The organism is Neorhizobium galegae bv. orientalis str. HAMBI 540 (assembly GCF_000731315.1).
Classification (GTDB): domain Bacteria; phylum Pseudomonadota; class Alphaproteobacteria; order Rhizobiales; family Rhizobiaceae; genus Neorhizobium; species Neorhizobium galegae.
In genome coordinates this window covers 345,355-360,775 of record NZ_HG938353.1, presented here as the reverse complement: position 1 = coordinate 360,775, position 15,421 = coordinate 345,355, and the positions used below count along the sequence as shown (strand labels likewise).

The window sequence follows — 15,421 nt, the reverse complement described above, 5'->3', positions numbered from 1 at the left end:
CACGCATTTACGTGCCGTTGCCATAACCGGACTCAGTATCCGGCTCTGGCGTCTCGGGCACCCACTCAAGGCCTAACGTCTTCATAAGGTCATCCTGCGAGATGAAAGACCCGGCGTGCTTCAAAAACTCCGTAATCTCCCAGCCACTCATGCCGTTCAGAATATAGTCGTTGAGACCGGGTGAGATCGCGAATGAAAGCCGCGCAACGGCATCTGGCAACCACCCGCTAAGAGCATCCTTAACGGCGGCTTCGGCTGCTGGATTATTGAAGAGTGTTGGGTCGTAATTGAGCTTACCCATCAGAATTGTCTCGAAAAGATTGCGCCTGCCTCTAAGAGAGGAGACTCGCATGCAATGATCAATGATGGGCCGCCGTTCCTGAGGGGACAATTTTCCGATGCGTTCAACTATGGCTTCCGAATATCTCTCGGCAAGATCAAAATTTCTAACAAGCAGTGACAAAACAGCTGTTGGAAGCGGCTTCTTGATCAAGCGCTGGCAAACCTCTTCTGAACCAGCATCCATGAAGAAGAATCGGTGCCCGAACCAGCCCATATTGTGTTCGATTAACTCCGTTTTGCGCGGTTCGTCGCCTGTGTAATATGCGTACTGGAACAATCGCCTTTTCAAATCGAACTCAACCGAAATGAGCGTGGCGTACTCGATCATGCGATAGAAAAAGTCGCTCCCCGGTGACGTTTCCTGCTCTATGTGTATAATGTCCCCGTCCTGCGTGAAGCCGACAAGATCAGATGAAAATTTCTTGTGACGCGGAAAGAAGGTCTGCTTCTTCCAGTCTATTGCTGTGATGTTTCTCTCGGTCAGTGCGCTAACCGTAGCAGCTTCTTCAAGAAGCGGATGTGTTGCCTCTTCGAAATTTCGTTGCACGAGGGTTGTATTTTTTATTGGCATGCTAGGGCTCCCTTTTTGGGTCCTTTAACAGACGAAGGTTTCCTCATTCTTTCTTCGCCGTGTTCGGCAGAGAGATGCCGTAGCTTTGCGTTTCTTGTCGCCCTTCAGCACGGCTCACTCTAATCAGTTTCTGATCGGCACTCTAGGATTAGCGTAGCTTAGAAGGCGTGTGGAGGAAGCGTATAAGATACTGCGCTGCAGGATGTCGCCACGCACTGATACAGATTGGTGTGCACGGGGTCTAACGACACGGAGCCTTCTTCGTGTGATACTGGACGGTCCCATCCCCTATCCTCCAGAAGCAACTGGGATGAGAGCGTTTCCATCTCGGAAAATCTCGACCAAGTGAACATTCTTCAGCCCCTCCCAATATCGCGGGTTTATATGCTCGAAGACGATCATCTGGAACTCTTTGCCCATTCCATTTGCCGTAGTGATGAACTGGTCCAAAAGCTCCAGGGCCAACTTCACCTTTCCGACATCGCTCTGGTCGACATCTTTCTCGTCATCCTCACCCCAGTACGGTCTGGAGAACTGATCGATAATCAGGAACGGGGCAACGTGAATGCGGTCGTTCCGCATTATCAATTCATGCAGGCCCAGGAACAGGAACAGGTGAAGGAACATGTGATTGGAACTGCTACCGACGTTCTCGGTAGAAGTTGTTTTGGGCTTGCGCAGATGAAGCTTCTTTTCCGAATAGTTGAACGCGGAACGATAATCGCCATAATTTCCGAGCGCTGCCTTCGTCAAAGAGATGTAATCTTGGATCGCCTCATCAAGGGCCCTGGTAAAAAGCTCTTTCCGGTCTTCGACAGGTGATACAGCAAGGTCTTCGATCTGAGCTTCTAGGCTTGCGATCAACTCGCTGTTGTCTGGAGCGTTGTCTGACTCTGGTTCGCTATACAGCTCAAGCTTGGCCTTCGTTTCTCCGATGAAGATGTACTTATCTTTGTCGCTCTCGAAGCTTTCCATCTCGGCAGGCAGGGCTTGAAGGTCCTTTTCCAGCTTCCCGCGCTGAGATTCCAACTCTTTGATAATTTCGGCGATATTGCCGTCAAGCGGCGTCTTTCGAGCAGTGGCATCCTTGATCTCCTGTAGACCCTTGGAAAGGTTTCTAAGGATGTCGTCGAAAACCGATGTTCGAACCGTCTCCTCAAAGTTCCTCATCAGATGCTCAACAGGCTGAAGGCTGTCCGCTGTTTCCTTGAGGGTCGCCTTGTGGTTCCCATATTCCGAAACGAACCTGCGGAGCCCCCTAATCTTCCGAGAAACTCGGTATATCTCCGAGGAAATCTCTTCATATTTCGCCGATACATGCAGGTCGGGGCCACTCTCCCTCTCGGTCACCATTCGCGTCAACGCGGTGACTGAAGCATCAGCGTCTGTATCCTCGGCAACGAGCCCGTACCCTTTAGCCCGAGCGACGGTTTCGGCCAGTTGAGCATTAAACTGCTCGCGCTTTTCCTCCGTTTTAGCCGAAAGTTTTTGCTGCCGGGCAAGGCTACGCTCCAACTCTGCGCGCTTTTCTCGCTTCAGGATGTTCTCGACTGTGTCGATCCCCACAGCAATATCGAATATGCGTGGGAGCGCCTCTTGGTAGCGAGCCTGGTTCTGCTTGTCGAAAAACTGGTCGCTATGCGTGATGATGTCTTGTGAAATTGTGTTGAAGAGCAAGAAATATCGGAGCGACACCCGAGAATTGGCCTGCAGTGTCCTCCCGCCAAAGGGAATTCTGACGTCCTGATCGATACCGAAATCAGCGCTCAACAGCTTCTTCAAGACGCTCTCGCTGATATTCGGGCTTGGCGCGGTGTCTGGCACTTCTCCCGTTGAAGAGAAGTAGTAATCGGGTGATGGGGTCGTCCCCACTGGCGCGCGTCTCGCCAGCATATAGATTTTTTCATTCAAATGAATGCGCAGCCCGTACCAGCCAACATTTTCGTTGATTATGCTCTCTGAAATCCGATGCTTGCTCGCGAACATGCAGTAATCGACGATGTCCAAAATCGCCGTCTTCCCGGTGTGGCTGTCGCCGGTAATCACATTCACTTTGTTCGGCAGAAACGAAACCGACCGTCTTTTTCCGGTCTTCAGCCAAAGTTGGAGGCTTTCTATATAAAATTTCATAGCTCGATCCTCGCATTGAGGTAGAAAACTTCAGCATTACCCGAGACCAGGGCAGCTATGTTGGCTGACGCACGCTGCACGCGCTCGGCGCGTTTGCCCATGGACGCATCGAAGGGTAAGGCAGACGCGATCACCGCCCCGTGATCTTTCAGTTGAACTACGCCAATTTCGTACAAAAATTGGAGAGCATTCACTGTCGGAGTCAGCGACGCCATGTATCGTTCATTGAAATTGTAGAAATATTCGATGTTATCGATCAGATACTGTTCAAAGCTTACAAAGCGAAACCTGCCGTGGCCAAGTTTACTTACCATTTCGCGATGCGCAACAACTGGCAGGATCAACGCGATTTTGGGAAGCGATAGAAATTCTGCCTCTTTCAACACCGAAGAGATAGCAAACGCGTTGATCCCGAGGTTATTGTAGTATGAGCTGAACTTCACTTGTAGCGATCTTTCCAGTTACTCAGCCAGCCGATCACCGGGCGATCAGAGAGATCGTAGAATCCGCCGTTGCTCATGGATAACGGAAGCTCCTGTGAAGCGAGCGTGAGCTTTCTCAGGCGTAAGTCTCCGAGGATCGCACGGGCGGATGCACCCTCGTCAACAGCGGCCACTTGACCCGAATAAATCTGGAGGAACTTGCCTTCCCACATAACGCCAGCCTCCTCCTCCAAATCGTCGATATCGGATTGAGTGATATCTCCGTCTTGGATTAGGCGTTCCAGGTTATCGCGAAAGTGCAGACGCCTAGTGGTGAACTTGGTATGAAACTCAATGTTATCCGAAGCGATGTCTTCGATATCCACCAGTTGCCTGATGAACGTCTGCTCGGACAGATTGTCCGGCAGAACAGGCGGAAATTCCCTGAAAAGCAGAGCACCGCTCCTCGCCTTGTCGAAATGGCGTCGGTACTTCTGGTTGAACTCGTCAAAGCTGATTGTGATCTTGTTCCCCGCCTTGACGGTGGCGAAGGAATTTTGCCGCACCTCGGAGTCGACGGCGTTAAAGACATCGTCGATCCGTGACTGGTGTATCTGCTTTTCGGCGATGGACGCCTTGCATAGATTGATGATTTCGTCCTGACCCAGAGCGAACGACAACTGCTGAAAGAACATCTCTGACACAGCGGGATCGAGCGTGAGCACGTCGTCGATGTAGCCCTGGATGATCGCATCTTTGCTTGTAGCCTTGATCAACGTGATATCGGCGACGAGCGCAGCGTGAGTTTTGGTTCCCGACTTAAATGCATCGATTGACACCAGGAGGGCGTTCTTGTCGTTGTCGGACTTGTTCGAAGCTAACAGGAAGCCGGTCTTCTTAATAAACGCAACCTGAGAGGCCCCTGAAGTACGCCCCTCCGCCGGGTCAATGATTACCTTGCACCAGTTCGAAATCGACTTCCACAGATCACCGTCCATGGTCGTAAGGTTAATAGGACGACCCTGTACGTTTTTTTGAACTGTGTGCTTCAGCTGAACAAGTAAGTGGGTGCCGTCAGGACGCTCAACATGAACATCATCCAAAACTTCCAAGCCAACAACTTGGCCGCTCTTCAAATTCAGCAACTCGTTGAGAAAGTAATAATACTGGTAGTCGAAGCCAATTGATTTATCTTCTGCGCTAGTCGTCTCGACACGCGACCTTTCGTTCATGGCCTACCTACAGAATCCGCGAAAACCCCAAGTTGTCGAACCAACATCTAGCAGCTGCAAATCGCTCCTTCAATGTGTTCACAACGGGAACCGGAACTTACACACAAATCAACGCAACCAGTCTACTCGCCGTCCGACCTTCTCGTTGAGGAGGAATGGACGCCCTCGCTCTGCTAAAGTGTTGACTAATACAGACTACGTTAACCACATTTCTAACAAGCGGATTCCCCCCGCTAGACACCCGGTACCGCCGCTGACTATCTTCCGTCCCAGTTTCAAACACGGAGCCCCACGATGATACGCATCGTCATTCTAGGAAAGACCTTCCTCAGCTCCATCTGAAGTCAGGACATCGTGTCCTCACCTCCGATGGGCTGCCCCAGCGCGCCCTAGGAGGTATCTATGCGCCCATCGAAAAATGTGCTGCACCACGTGTTGGTGCGACGTACCATTCTGAACGAATTGCGCTCCGGTGCCGGAGACGACATTCGCTCCCGATTTGAAGTGTTCCAGGACACGGGATCGGGCGCGGATAAGGACGCAATCGTCGGGATGCGTACGTCGCGATGGTAAGCAATCCCAATTCCCCCATTCTCATTGACGGCGAACCGATGCTGTGGGTTGAACCGCTGCGTCACGAGGGTGTCCGCAACGTAACCCCCAAGCATCTCTTGAACACGAACGGTTCGTCCGTGTTCAAGAATCGCGAGGTGCAGCATGAAAGCGGCACTGAAAAAAAAGCGGCCACGGTCCTCAAGGCCCGTCGCGGTGTCGTTGAAGTGCGTTCGCAGTTCATGACGGTTGAATATTACGACAATGATGGCGTGGTGCACAAACATACGCTCGACTACTGCGTCCGCTATGAGAGCGGACGTTGGGAGGCGGTGGCTGTCAAGCAGGAGACGAAAAGGGCGGAAGCTCAGGCCATTCTCGATGGTATGCTTCCTGAGTATCGCGCGCTCTTCGACAAATTGACCGTGATGACCGAACTCGACGTGCCTTGGTGCGTCGTGCGCAACGCGGCGAGCATCCTGTACTACCGGGAACTCCATCACGATTACGAACATCACGTCCGAGTGCTGCTGGATGAGCTTCAGCAGCACGGGAGGGCCAGGGTGTGCTTCTATCAGATGTACACACCTGGTATCGACCGACCGTCCCGAACGACCGCCATATGGCGGCTCATCGATCTTGGGCACCTAAAGGCTGAACCAGGGCAACTCGTTAACGAGCTGACCTGGTTCACGGTCGAAACCTAACCACCCCTTAGCCAACAACCCAATCCCCCTGCCACTTCGAGCACCGTCTCGGAGCATGGCGAAGCTATGTCCAAGGAGGACACCATGACTAACAATACCAACAAGCCTGAACTGCGCATTTTCCGCGAGAACGCACCTTCGATCCCCTTGATGGGGTCGAACGACCGTTTTGTTTATGAGGGCACCCCGCTCATCGCAATCTCGTACAGCGCTACGGATACATTGTTCTACAAAGAGAACGATCCCTTGGCGCATCGCCGCATCGCACACAGCGAAATTGAACTCGCTATCGATGAAGGGCGTGCGCATTTCTATCCTGGTTTCCATACCCAGGTTGGCTGGAAGGCGTACCAACGCTTCGGCGACAAGAACGTCGACGATTTCAAATCCGAAGCGGTAGCTATCGGGCGTTTCAATGAATACCTCATCCACAGGTACCGCGCTTGGTGTGTCGAGGTTGGGCAGCATGTGCCGCGTAGCTTGAAACCGGCGGAGGAAATGCCGGGCGGGCGCTCGATGGAAGAACTTCTGTTTGAGTGGACCACCGAATATCAGCTGAAACACAAGGTCACAAACCCCCAGACGGGTAAAATTCGGAAGCGCCGTGCCGGTAAGAAGACCAATGGGGTCGAGCTGCCGACGCTTCGCAGTTTCAACAACTATATCAGGCTGTATGAGAGCTGCGGTGACGACGTACGTGCCCTCATCCCTCAGCAAAAGGGTCCTAAACGTCGTCATCTGCAGGTCGAATGCGCCGAGAGCTACTCGATCTGGCGACAGGCCGCAGCCGAATTTGCATCTCGGCGAAAGGGGGGCATGTCCAACGCGCGGAAAATTGCGAATGCACGAATTCATGAAGTAAACAAAACGCGCGGTGGGGACCAGCCGAAACTCATTTTCGTAAAGCGTAAGCGCTTTGAAAATATGATTAAGGAACTGCGAGCGTTTGACGTGGTTGCCGGTCGCGAAGGCGAGGCTTACGCGCATGCCGTATTTAAGCCGAAGATGGATTCCTATGACGTTGTGCGTCCAGGCGAACGGGTAGAATTCGACGACTGGAACGTCGATGGCATCACTCTCATGAAGGAAACCGGGGCCTGGTTGCTCCTTCCTGCGAGGTTCCAAACGATCCTCGAACAGGCCAGCGCGGACAAACCACAACGTCTGTGGTTTGTGGGAGCCATTGACGCAGCGACCGGCATGCCTTTGGCTCTCAAGGGAACTCGGAATCCGTGTGCGTCCGCCGTGGTTGAAGCCCTCGAAATGGTGATGTCTGATAAGACGCACATTTCGGACCTGGCCGGTGCGAAGACCTCCTGGACTGCGAAGGTCCGGCCGGAAAACGTGTTCACCGATAATGGCACGCCTTACATTGCCGACCTCACGCGTGACGCCTTCCTCATGAGCAGCGTGTCCTTGACCCGCCCCCCGGCGGGCCAAGCATGGAAACGTCCGTTCATTGAATCGTTGTTCAAGACATTCGCGAAGGACTTGATGTCCTATTTCGACGGCCGCACCTTCTCTAACGTGGTCGAACGGCGTGACTACGACTCCGTCGCCAACGCGACGCTCATTATCGATGAATTTATGGTCGTGGTGATCCGCTGGCTTTGCGACGTGTTTGTTAACACGCCGAGCGCGCGGTTGAACGGGTTGACGCCTAACGAGGCATGGGAACTCAAGAAACGGACGTACCCCATGCGTCCGGTTCCTGGTCGTCACGAGAAACGCCACATTTTTGGCACGAAGAAGGAGAAGCCGATTCGGAGCGAGGGCATTATCCTTCACGGCGTTCCGTATAACTCCGACGAGTTGCAGTCGTATCGTCGCAAGCACGGCTCGAAGAAGCTTTTCCCGGTTCGCTTCCATCCTCGCGATTTGGAATCCATCTCGGTCTCGACGGAAGACGGATGGTTGATTGTCAAGAACTGCCTTGGGATGCCTCCATACATCTGCATTGAGGAGTGGTACCTGGCGAAAAAGGAACTGGACCGCCTCAACACAGAGCGGTCTGCGCGTTCGGCACCCACCATGTATGACGGCATCAACTGGGTACACGGCGTCGTAGATGCCGCTGCTCTCCGTAGTGGAATTTCCCCGCATACGCGCAGCGCCGAAGAAATGTCTCGCGCCACGGAGAAGCTCTTCGAAGGCCGCGCCATGACCAAGGCAGAAGCGGGTGATCTGGAACGTCTCGCAGCGCCTGCGCCTCAGGAAACGCCATTGCTTCAAGGTACCGTTGGTGAGCTGCCCGCTGAAGTCTTGGCTACGAAGTCCCCGAAAAAGAAGGCCGCCACGCCGGAGCCCCGCATCGATCCTCCAGTCGATGATGCCGCGACGGATATCGGCGAAGACGACGAAGATTCCCAGTTTGGAGACTATAATGACTGATTTCAGCGACATGTCGATTGAGGACCGGAAACTCCATATGGAGCTGCAATATATCTTGCAGCCCAAGGATAAGGAGCTTCTGGAGAAAGTTGAGAAGCTCACCAAAAACGCCGAGCGGTGCAAAAAGGGCGGGGGCTCCAAAGAGCGTATCCTGCTCGTAATAGGAGCTTCTGATACTGGGAAGAGCACCGCTCTCGCCCGAATTTTCGGGAATATGGAGGCCTTTCAGCCTTACCAAAACGAGCACGGGTATATGGTAAACCCACTGCTGTCTCTGAACTGCCCAAATTCATGCTCGCCTAAGACGCTGGCAGGCGCAGTGTTGGAAAGGTGGAACCTGTATGCGAAGCCCCGTTCGAGTGCTGCTGATATGTGGTCCATGGTCAAGCGGCAGTTGCGTGAGCGGGAGATTCTCTACCTGCATCTTGATGAGATGCAGCACGTCAGCACGGGGGAGACGGAAGAGGCGATCAGGGACGTCCAGGACTTCGTAAAGAGCCTGACCCAGATCGATGGCTGGCCCCTTCACTTAATCCTGTCAGGGATGCCCGCGCAGAGACGTTTCATGGATAGTGATGAGATCGCCAACCGTGCAGACGTACAACGTTTCGATCTCGTCAAACCGACGGCCAAGAACATCGAGGCGATGGAGAAGGTAGTCCGCAAAATCGTGCAGGAGCACGCGGGGCTTGAAATTGGGTGGACGGAAGACGATGAGCTTACGGGCAGACTGATCGTAGCGTCAAAGGGCGCGTTTGCGACCATGATCGGAATCACCCGTCAAGCTTGTTATCGGGTTTTCGACAGCAAGCGGCCGACGGTGGAGATCGCTGATTTTGCAGCCGCCTACAAGACGCGTCGCGCCAGCCTGAAATCCGACAATCCCTTTACCGCTAGCGATTGGAAAAGCGTCAACCCCTCTCACTCGCTCTCGGACATGGATGAACCGAATGAGAAGAGGAAGCGTAAGTGACCGCATTTGGCCTCCTTCCCATCCAGATTACGCCGCATGATGATGAGACCGCCGAAAGCTTCGTGGCTCGCCTTGTGCGCGCAAACGGCTTTCATTCGCTGGCAGAGTTCTGTGATTTCACCGGTACCCGTCGCGCCGGTATCGTCGCGATGGGTTCCGATGAACTCTATGCAGTAGCTCGTTGGAGCGGCGTCTCGGAAGCCCGGCTGCGCAAGTTTGCCATCACGCCCGATGTCATGGTTGAGTTCGGCTCGGCGCAGTTGAAGCGCACGCAACTGCGGGGTACGCATCGCAGGTACTGCCCCCATTGTTTTGCAGATGACATTCAGAACGGCAGCGGCCGTCTGCATGCACGCATTTATATGCGTGCAACTTGGCGTTGGAATATGATCGCCAACTGCCCTGACCATGGAGAACCTCTCGCCGAACTTCCCGAGGATTTTGATGCGCTCGATCTGAATGTTTTCGCAAAACCTCAAGCGCCGGACGTGGAATCGCCCGAAAGTTCAATCCATGAACGGTACTTTACGGGTCGCCTGCTCGGCTGCACCGGTGAGACCTATCTCGGTACGATGCCGCTGTACGTCGCTGTTGAACTGTGTGCCGTGCTTGACCAGATCGGTGATGACGTCGTCAGCCTGAGACTGTTGGATAGCCACCTGCGAGGGGTGAGCCGCCATGTTCCTCTTCTTGAGCTTTTCCCGAAGAATTTCGGTGGTGTTCTTCGAGAACAGCGACGCATTCTGGCAGACGTCGACGACCTCCGCTTCCTTCAGCTCTTCGAAATGGTCGATGGACGATACCGAGATGCCGACCTTCTTTGGGAAACGCCGCGGGATCGCCGCGTTGAAGTCCGCAAGGCGAGTGGTGTCGGCAAGAATCCATCGTAGGAGATGATCGAAGGCGAGGTTCCAGGACATGACGATACAGGCGCGGAAGGCCTCCGCCCGATAGCATGCCAGCGCTTCGCGCAGAAAGGCGCGTTCGGCAATGTCCGGCACGCGGTCCGGGAGATCGGACAGAAGCTTGCTGACCTGGACCACGGTCTGATGCACGCCATACTTCTTGTCGAGTTCCGAACGCACGCTGCGCGCCAGACGATATCTGCTCCGCTCCTTCAGAAGCTCCGGCGGCTTCGCGGAGGCCATACGCGGCAAGTAAACCGATACGTCGGGCGACGTCAGATGAAGCTGCTTGAAGCACGTCCTAATGGCCTCGTTGTCGAACGAGGCCAACCCCTTGTGGACGTGAAGATACCAGCCGAAGACCTTGATCTTTTCCTTCGGCGAGAGCGCGTCGAATCCATCGACCTGCTGCACGAAATCGACGAGGAGCATCAATCGCCGCCTGAGAGCATCGCCTCGACCTCGGCGATGCCGAGGTGGTTGATGGCGTAGTGGCCTTTCTCGGGCGCGGTCATGTATTTCGCGAACTTCAGATCGCGAAGGGGCTGCGCGAAGTCCGGGATGTTTACAGGCCATTTCAGGGTTCGAAACCCAGTGTAGATATGGGCGGCCGTCACGGCCGGTGTCTCCCGGTGCTCCTTGAACCAGGCCGCAATCAGCAAGTAACGCTTGTTGTTGCTCTTGGGATTCGCCCCGTGGACGTAGCTTGCGAGCGACGTGCCGGAAGTCATATCAAGCTCGAGGACCTCGGGAGCAGGCTTGGCGGCGCGCTGCACCTTCGGCCTCGGCGCCCGCACAGTGGTCTCGATCTCAACGACCTCCGCTTCTTCCACTTCGTCGTCTGCGTCGATCTCGGCCTCGCGAGCGACGGCCTTGACGCTGGGGCCGGCAATGCGCTGGGTCGTCACCGGAGACGACGTTTTCAGGGCGTTCTGGATCGCCTGGGTGATCTGCCCGATGTCGCCATCGGCAATCTCTGCCTCGACCATGATGAAACGGATCTTGGAGGTTCCCCCGGTCTTTGCTGTCGTGCCCTTGGCCATGCAATTCTCGCTAGATTAATTGAGGCGAATCACTGCAACCAACGTATCCGGTTCTCACCCTTTCGCAGCGAAGTGAGTGCTTGCTTTCAACAATACTCCACAAGATTCGACGCATACTGCGATCTTTTATAGGAGGGAACTGCCTTCGGGACCGCGAGACGGGCAGAAATCGCCTTGTTTCTCGACACTTACATGACAAGTGCTCGCCTACTCTTCAACTGCGTGGGATCACTTGAATCCCACGTCTTCGAAAGTTTGCCGCTATGAGCAACGCGAGACGGAAGCTGGATGTCACTCACAATGCCAGTCTTTGCTTTCCATAATTGTTGACAGCACGGGAGTCCTTGCCGGAAGTGCCGTTAACAATTAATTCTTAAGTAAAGATTGCCTTTGGCAAGTCGAGTGTCTCTTTACTTTGGCGGATTCGAATTGGATACATCAGGAGGACAGACGGCGCCACCGAGGCCATCGGTTCGACTTCCATCCGTGAACTTTCTTGAAGTATCAGTCTTAACGCCTGGGCGGCCCGTGTCTGCTTCTGCACGTAAGGCGAGTAGCAAGAGAAGACAGAAATCCCCTGCCGGAAAGCCCTGATTCCGAGCCGGATGGTTAGCCAATCGTTTCCACATGCGCCATCGTGATTGCGGCAGTTGATCGCGCTCGCCCAGAGGTGGCGTGGCGTCCTCGGTGGAGGAAGTCACCTCGCAGCCGCGTGTGTCAGTCTTGGGAAGTAGAGCCTGATTTCACTTCTGGTGAGGGGCGTCATACTGGCGGAGGTTCGCACAAAACGCCTTTCGGCGTTTCCAGGCTGCTTTCCCCAGTCCGCGCTTATGCGTTCAAAATCCACGCTTAGCGGTGTTCAGTCCACGCTTATGTGGCGATGCAGACGAGAGAAAAATGGCGCACCCGACAGGATTCGAACCTGTGACCTTTGGAATCGGAATCCAACACTCTATCCAGCTGAGCTACGGGTGCTAACCTGAAAGACGATGACTCGTCTCCGTCCGATGGTGGTTCTTAACTCAGGATGTTGCCGGCATCAATCGCCAATTTGCGGCGGATGCAAATCATCTGGTGGCGACGTTCTATTTGTGGCACCCGCGGCTTCCGGCGAGCCTTATCCCATGGTCCTGGCACTGGCCGTTGCCTTGTCCCCGGAAAGCCCGGTCTTCAATTCAAGATAATTTGTCTTACCGCGCAGCCGCATCTGCTCTAAGTGAGGCCATGGCACCCCGCCGGTCGAAACCATTTTAGGAGAGGCGCATGGCGCTGACAGCTTCCACACCCCGGTCCCGCGTCGGCATAGGCTACGCCATCGTCCTGACGCTCGGCATGGCGGCGACGGTCGGCGGGGCGCTCGCTTTCCAGTATATCGGCGGCTATATCCCTTGTGCGCTCTGCCTTCTGCAGCGCAATCCCTATTATTACGGCATTCCGGTCGGCATTCTGGCGATCGTCGTCTCGATGATCGGCCTGCCCGCCGGGGTCACCCGCGCGCTGCTGGTCGTCATCGGCGTGATGATGCTGGTCGGCGCCGGCATGGGTGTTTATCACTCGGGCGTCGAATGGGCCTTCTGGGAAGGTCCGGCAAGCTGCGGCGGCGGGGCCGGCGTCACCACCAATGCCGGCAGCCTGCTGTCGGACCTGAACACGGTTCACGGGCCATCCTGCACGCAGGCAGCCCTTCGCGTGCTCGGCCTCTCGTTTGCCGGCTGGAACGTGATTGCCAGCGTCATCCTGGCGGCCATCGCATTCGTCGGCGCCAAAAAGGCGGCCTGAACAACCCGATGTGGGACGATCCGGGGCCCGGTTCACCGGGCCCCTTTCCGTTTCCGCGCCGGTGCGCCGGTCGCCTCGATCGGCCCGAACACAGGGCCAGCGTCCGCGCGGATGTCTGGAACAAAATTGCGCAAACCTGCCGCTGACAAAGGCTTCAGCGGTCTCTAAGATCGCCGCATGAACTTCTTCGAGAGCCTGCTCGTCCTGCTGCTTGTCGCGATCGTGCTTCTGCAGATTTCGCGCCGGCTTTCCGTGCCCTACCCGTCGATGCTGGCGCTGGCGGGCGCTGCGGTCGCGCTGGTGCCGGGCACGCCGTATATCTCGCTCGACCCGGAAACGGCGCTCGCGCTGTTCATCGCGCCGGCGCTGCTCGACGCGGCGTTCGATTTTCCGATCGGGATTGCCCGCCGGTTCTGGCTGCCGCTGCTGGTGTTTGCGATCGGCGGTGTATGCGTGACCGCGGTTGCCGTCGCCTTCGTCGGCTGGACCGTGGCCGGATTGCCGATCGCAGCGGCGCTGGTGCTCGGCGCGATCGTCGCCCCGCCCGATGCCGCCGCCGCGACGGCGGTGCTGTCGTCGATGTCGATCCCGCGCACCACCGATACGGTCCTTCGCGGCGAAAGCCTGTTCAACGATGCTGCCGCGCTGCTGATCTTCGACGCGGCGCTCTCCGTGCAATCGGCCGGCAGTCTCGATGCGGGCGTGGCGCTGCATCTTTCCGTCGCCGTGCCTGGCGGTCTGCTGCTCGGCATCCTGGCCGCCTGGGTGGTCCGGCATCTCACGCGGTTCGTCGCCGGCACGCTCGGCGGCATCCTCCTGCAGTTCGTCCAGACCTTTCTTCTGTGGATCCTCGCCGAACGGCTCGGCCTGTCGGCGGTGCTTGCCATCGTTGCCTTCGCGATGACGCTTGCGAGAAGCAGCGAAGCCCGGTCCTCGGCGCGCATGCGGGTGCAGTCCTACGCGGTCTGGACGGCCGTCGTGTTCGTTCTCAACGTCATGGCCTTCCTGCTGATGGGCATGCAGGTTCGCGATATCGTCGGCGGAATGCCGGCGGATCACCTCTGGGATGCGGCCCAGTTTTCACTGCTGACGATCATGATTGTCATCGCCGTGCGGTTTGCGGTCTGCGTCGGTTACAATCGCCTCACCGCCTGGCACGAGCGCAGCCGCGGCAGGCCGGAACCCGCGACGACGACCCAGGCGCTGCTGGCCGGCTGGTGCGGCATGCGCGGCCTGGTGACGCTTGCGACCGCCTTTGCCCTGCCGATGGACTTTCCGCAGCGCGACGTGGTGGTGCTGACCGCTTTTTCGGTGGTGCTCGCAACCCTCGTCGTCCAAGGCTTGACACTCACCCCGATCATCCGGTGGCTCGGTCTCGACCGACGCGCCGAGGGGCATGGCGAACTCGCCGTCATACGCGGCAAGATCGCGCTCGCCGGCCTTTCCAGGCTCGACGGTGCGACCGAAACGGAAGCCGAATTGCTGCGCTCCAAATTCCGCATCGAGCAGCAGGCCGCCTCCCGGATCGAGGACGCCAACTCTCTCGAGACCTATCGGCGGCTGGCCTTGAAGGCGATTGCCGCGCAGCGGGAAGAGCTGGAAAAGCTTCGCTCGGTGCACAAGGTCAATGTCGACGAATACAATCTGCTGCTCGAAGAGATCGACTGGCGCGAGCTTTCGGTCCTGCCCGAAGATGCGCGCCGGATCGAGGAGAGCTGATCCCGCCAGTCAATATCGTCTCCTTTTATCGAACGAACTGTCAATCATTGTTCATCTTCCGGATACGGGCGAAATGGGGCACATACGGTCCCAGAGAATTCAACCCGCGTGTCCAACCAGAGACACCGATCCGGAGATCTGAAAATGTCCACCACAGCCACCAATTCCCTGCTTCTCGTCGGCCGCGTTCTTTTGGCCGGCATGTTCGTCATGTCCGGTTTCCAGAAGCTCGTCGATCCCGCCGGCACCGCCGGCATGATCACCGGTGCCGGCCTTCCCGCCGCCACGCTGCTCGCCTATGTCGCAGGCCTTTTCGAACTGGTCACCGGCCTTGCCGTGCTGACCGGCTTCCAGACCCGCATCGCAGCAATACTGCTTGCGCTCTTTTCGGTCTTCACCGCATTCGTCTTCCATTCCGGCGCCATCAATGTCCCGGGCTTTCCGGAGGCAGCCAACGGCCTGCTGACGGTGTTTAACAGCCTGATGATGATGAAGAACCTGACGATTGCCGGTGGATTCCTGGCGCTCGCCGCCGCCGGCGCCGGTGCATTTTCTGTCGACGCCCGCCGTGGTTCTGTCGCAATCGCTGCCTAAGCTTTCGAAATTCCCTGCCCAAGACTGCCCGCCGGATGAAAAGTCCGGCGGGTATTTTTTT

12 protein-coding genes, 1 tRNA gene and 1 pseudogene are annotated in these 15,421 nt (G+C 56.2%); 7 read left to right on the top strand and 7 right to left on the bottom strand.

What is annotated here, in order from left to right; genetic code table 11:
* Positions 1 to 7 precede the first annotated feature (7 nt).
* From RG540_RS01740 to RG540_RS01725, 4 genes are all read right to left on the bottom strand, one after another.
* Positions 8 to 913 carry a hypothetical protein gene (locus tag RG540_RS01740; RefSeq protein ID WP_038583998.1) on the bottom strand — a complete coding sequence of 302 codons (906 nt, stop codon included), beginning with the start codon at positions 911 to 913 and terminating at the stop codon, positions 8 to 10.
* A gap of 288 nt (positions 914 to 1,201) precedes the next feature.
* Complete coding sequence (locus RG540_RS01735) at positions 1,202 to 3,043, bottom strand: DUF3732 domain-containing protein (RefSeq protein WP_038583996.1); 1,842 nt, start codon at positions 3,041 to 3,043, stop codon at positions 1,202 to 1,204.
* Positions 3,040 to 3,486: a three component ABC system middle component gene (locus tag RG540_RS01730; RefSeq protein WP_038583993.1), complete on the bottom strand. Its 447-nt coding sequence runs from the start codon at positions 3,484 to 3,486 to the stop codon at positions 3,040 to 3,042. The genes RG540_RS01735 and RG540_RS01730 overlap by 4 nt, the downstream gene beginning before the upstream one ends.
* Positions 3,483 to 4,697, bottom strand: coding sequence for a hypothetical protein (locus RG540_RS01725; RefSeq protein WP_038583991.1), 1,215 nt, complete (start codon positions 4,695 to 4,697; stop codon positions 3,483 to 3,485). The genes RG540_RS01730 and RG540_RS01725 overlap by 4 nt, the downstream gene beginning before the upstream one ends.
* Before the next feature lie 566 nt (positions 4,698 to 5,263).
* On the opposite strand from RG540_RS01725, the gene RG540_RS31015 reads away from it, so the two are divergent.
* The 4 genes and pseudogenes from RG540_RS31015 to RG540_RS33570 form a co-directional block, all read left to right on the top strand.
* On the top strand, positions 5,264 to 5,956 hold the full coding sequence (locus RG540_RS31015) for a PDDEXK family nuclease (RefSeq protein ID WP_051909211.1): 693 nt from the start codon (positions 5,264 to 5,266) through the stop codon (positions 5,954 to 5,956).
* Between the two features lie 84 nt (positions 5,957 to 6,040).
* On the top strand, positions 6,041 to 8,347 hold the full coding sequence (locus RG540_RS01715) for a Mu transposase C-terminal domain-containing protein (RefSeq protein ID WP_157884557.1): 2,307 nt from the start codon (positions 6,041 to 6,043) through the stop codon (positions 8,345 to 8,347).
* Complete coding sequence (locus RG540_RS01710; RefSeq protein ID WP_038583985.1) at positions 8,340 to 9,320, top strand: ATP-binding protein; 981 nt, start codon at positions 8,340 to 8,342, stop codon at positions 9,318 to 9,320. Before RG540_RS01715 ends, RG540_RS01710 begins: the two co-directional genes overlap by 8 nt.
* A pseudogene (locus tag RG540_RS33570) lies at positions 9,317 to 9,682 on the top strand (TniQ family protein); the annotation flags it as partial. The gene RG540_RS01710 and the pseudogene RG540_RS33570, both read left to right, overlap by 4 nt.
* A gap of 144 nt (positions 9,683 to 9,826) precedes the next feature.
* Here RG540_RS33570 and RG540_RS33080 read toward each other — a convergent pair.
* The 3 genes from RG540_RS33080 to RG540_RS01695 all read right to left on the bottom strand — a co-directional run bounded on the left by RG540_RS33080 (position 9,827) and on the right by RG540_RS01695 (position 12,243).
* Positions 9,827 to 10,657: a hypothetical protein gene (locus RG540_RS33080; protein WP_038583982.1), complete on the bottom strand. Its 831-nt coding sequence runs from the start codon at positions 10,655 to 10,657 to the stop codon at positions 9,827 to 9,829.
* Positions 10,657 to 11,268: a hypothetical protein gene (locus RG540_RS01700; protein ID WP_038583979.1), complete on the bottom strand. Its 612-nt coding sequence runs from the start codon at positions 11,266 to 11,268 to the stop codon at positions 10,657 to 10,659. Before RG540_RS01700 ends, RG540_RS33080 begins: the two co-directional genes overlap by 1 nt.
* An 898-nt stretch (positions 11,269 to 12,166) precedes the next feature.
* Positions 12,167 to 12,243, bottom strand: a tRNA-Arg gene (locus RG540_RS01695).
* Positions 12,244 to 12,531: 288 nt separating this feature from the next.
* Here RG540_RS01695 and RG540_RS01690 point away from each other — a divergent pair.
* The 3 genes from RG540_RS01690 to RG540_RS01680 all read left to right on the top strand — a co-directional run bounded on the left by RG540_RS01690 (position 12,532) and on the right by RG540_RS01680 (position 15,360).
* Positions 12,532 to 13,047, top strand: a complete 516-nt coding sequence (locus RG540_RS01690) for a disulfide bond formation protein B (protein ID WP_038583976.1) — start codon at positions 12,532 to 12,534, stop codon at positions 13,045 to 13,047.
* Between the two features lie 177 nt (positions 13,048 to 13,224).
* Positions 13,225 to 14,766: a cation:proton antiporter gene (locus RG540_RS01685; protein WP_038583973.1), complete on the top strand. Its 1,542-nt coding sequence runs from the start codon at positions 13,225 to 13,227 to the stop codon at positions 14,764 to 14,766.
* A 144-nt stretch (positions 14,767 to 14,910) separates the two neighbouring features.
* A complete protein-coding gene (locus RG540_RS01680) occupies positions 14,911 to 15,360 on the top strand; it encodes a DoxX family protein (RefSeq protein ID WP_038583970.1) in 450 nt (149 codons plus the stop codon).
* Positions 15,361 to 15,421: the final 61 nt, after the last annotated feature.

Bases quoted from the DNA above. Each gene is read 5' to 3' on its own strand.
- RG540_RS01740 (WP_038583998.1), bottom strand. From the start codon at position 913: ATGCCAATAAAAAATACAACCCTCGTGCAACGAAATTTCGAAGAGGCA.
- RG540_RS01735 (WP_038583996.1), bottom strand. From the start codon at position 3,043: ATGAAATTTTATATAGAAAGCCTCCAACTTTGGCTGAAGACCGGAAAA.
- RG540_RS01725 (WP_038583991.1), bottom strand. From the start codon at position 4,697: ATGAACGAAAGGTCGCGTGTCGAGACGACTAGCGCAGAAGATAAATCA.
- RG540_RS31015 (WP_051909211.1), top strand. From the start codon at position 5,264: ATGGTAAGCAATCCCAATTCCCCCATTCTCATTGACGGCGAACCGATG.
- RG540_RS01715 (WP_157884557.1), top strand. From the start codon at position 6,041: ATGACTAACAATACCAACAAGCCTGAACTGCGCATTTTCCGCGAGAAC.
- RG540_RS01710 (WP_038583985.1), top strand. From the start codon at position 8,340: ATGACTGATTTCAGCGACATGTCGATTGAGGACCGGAAACTCCATATG.
- RG540_RS33080 (WP_038583982.1), bottom strand. From the start codon at position 10,657: ATGCTCCTCGTCGATTTCGTGCAGCAGGTCGATGGATTCGACGCGCTC.
- RG540_RS01700 (WP_038583979.1), bottom strand. From the start codon at position 11,268: ATGGCCAAGGGCACGACAGCAAAGACCGGGGGAACCTCCAAGATCCGT.
- RG540_RS01690 (WP_038583976.1), top strand. From the start codon at position 12,532: ATGGCGCTGACAGCTTCCACACCCCGGTCCCGCGTCGGCATAGGCTAC.
- RG540_RS01685 (WP_038583973.1), top strand. From the start codon at position 13,225: ATGAACTTCTTCGAGAGCCTGCTCGTCCTGCTGCTTGTCGCGATCGTG.
- RG540_RS01680 (WP_038583970.1), top strand. From the start codon at position 14,911: ATGTCCACCACAGCCACCAATTCCCTGCTTCTCGTCGGCCGCGTTCTT.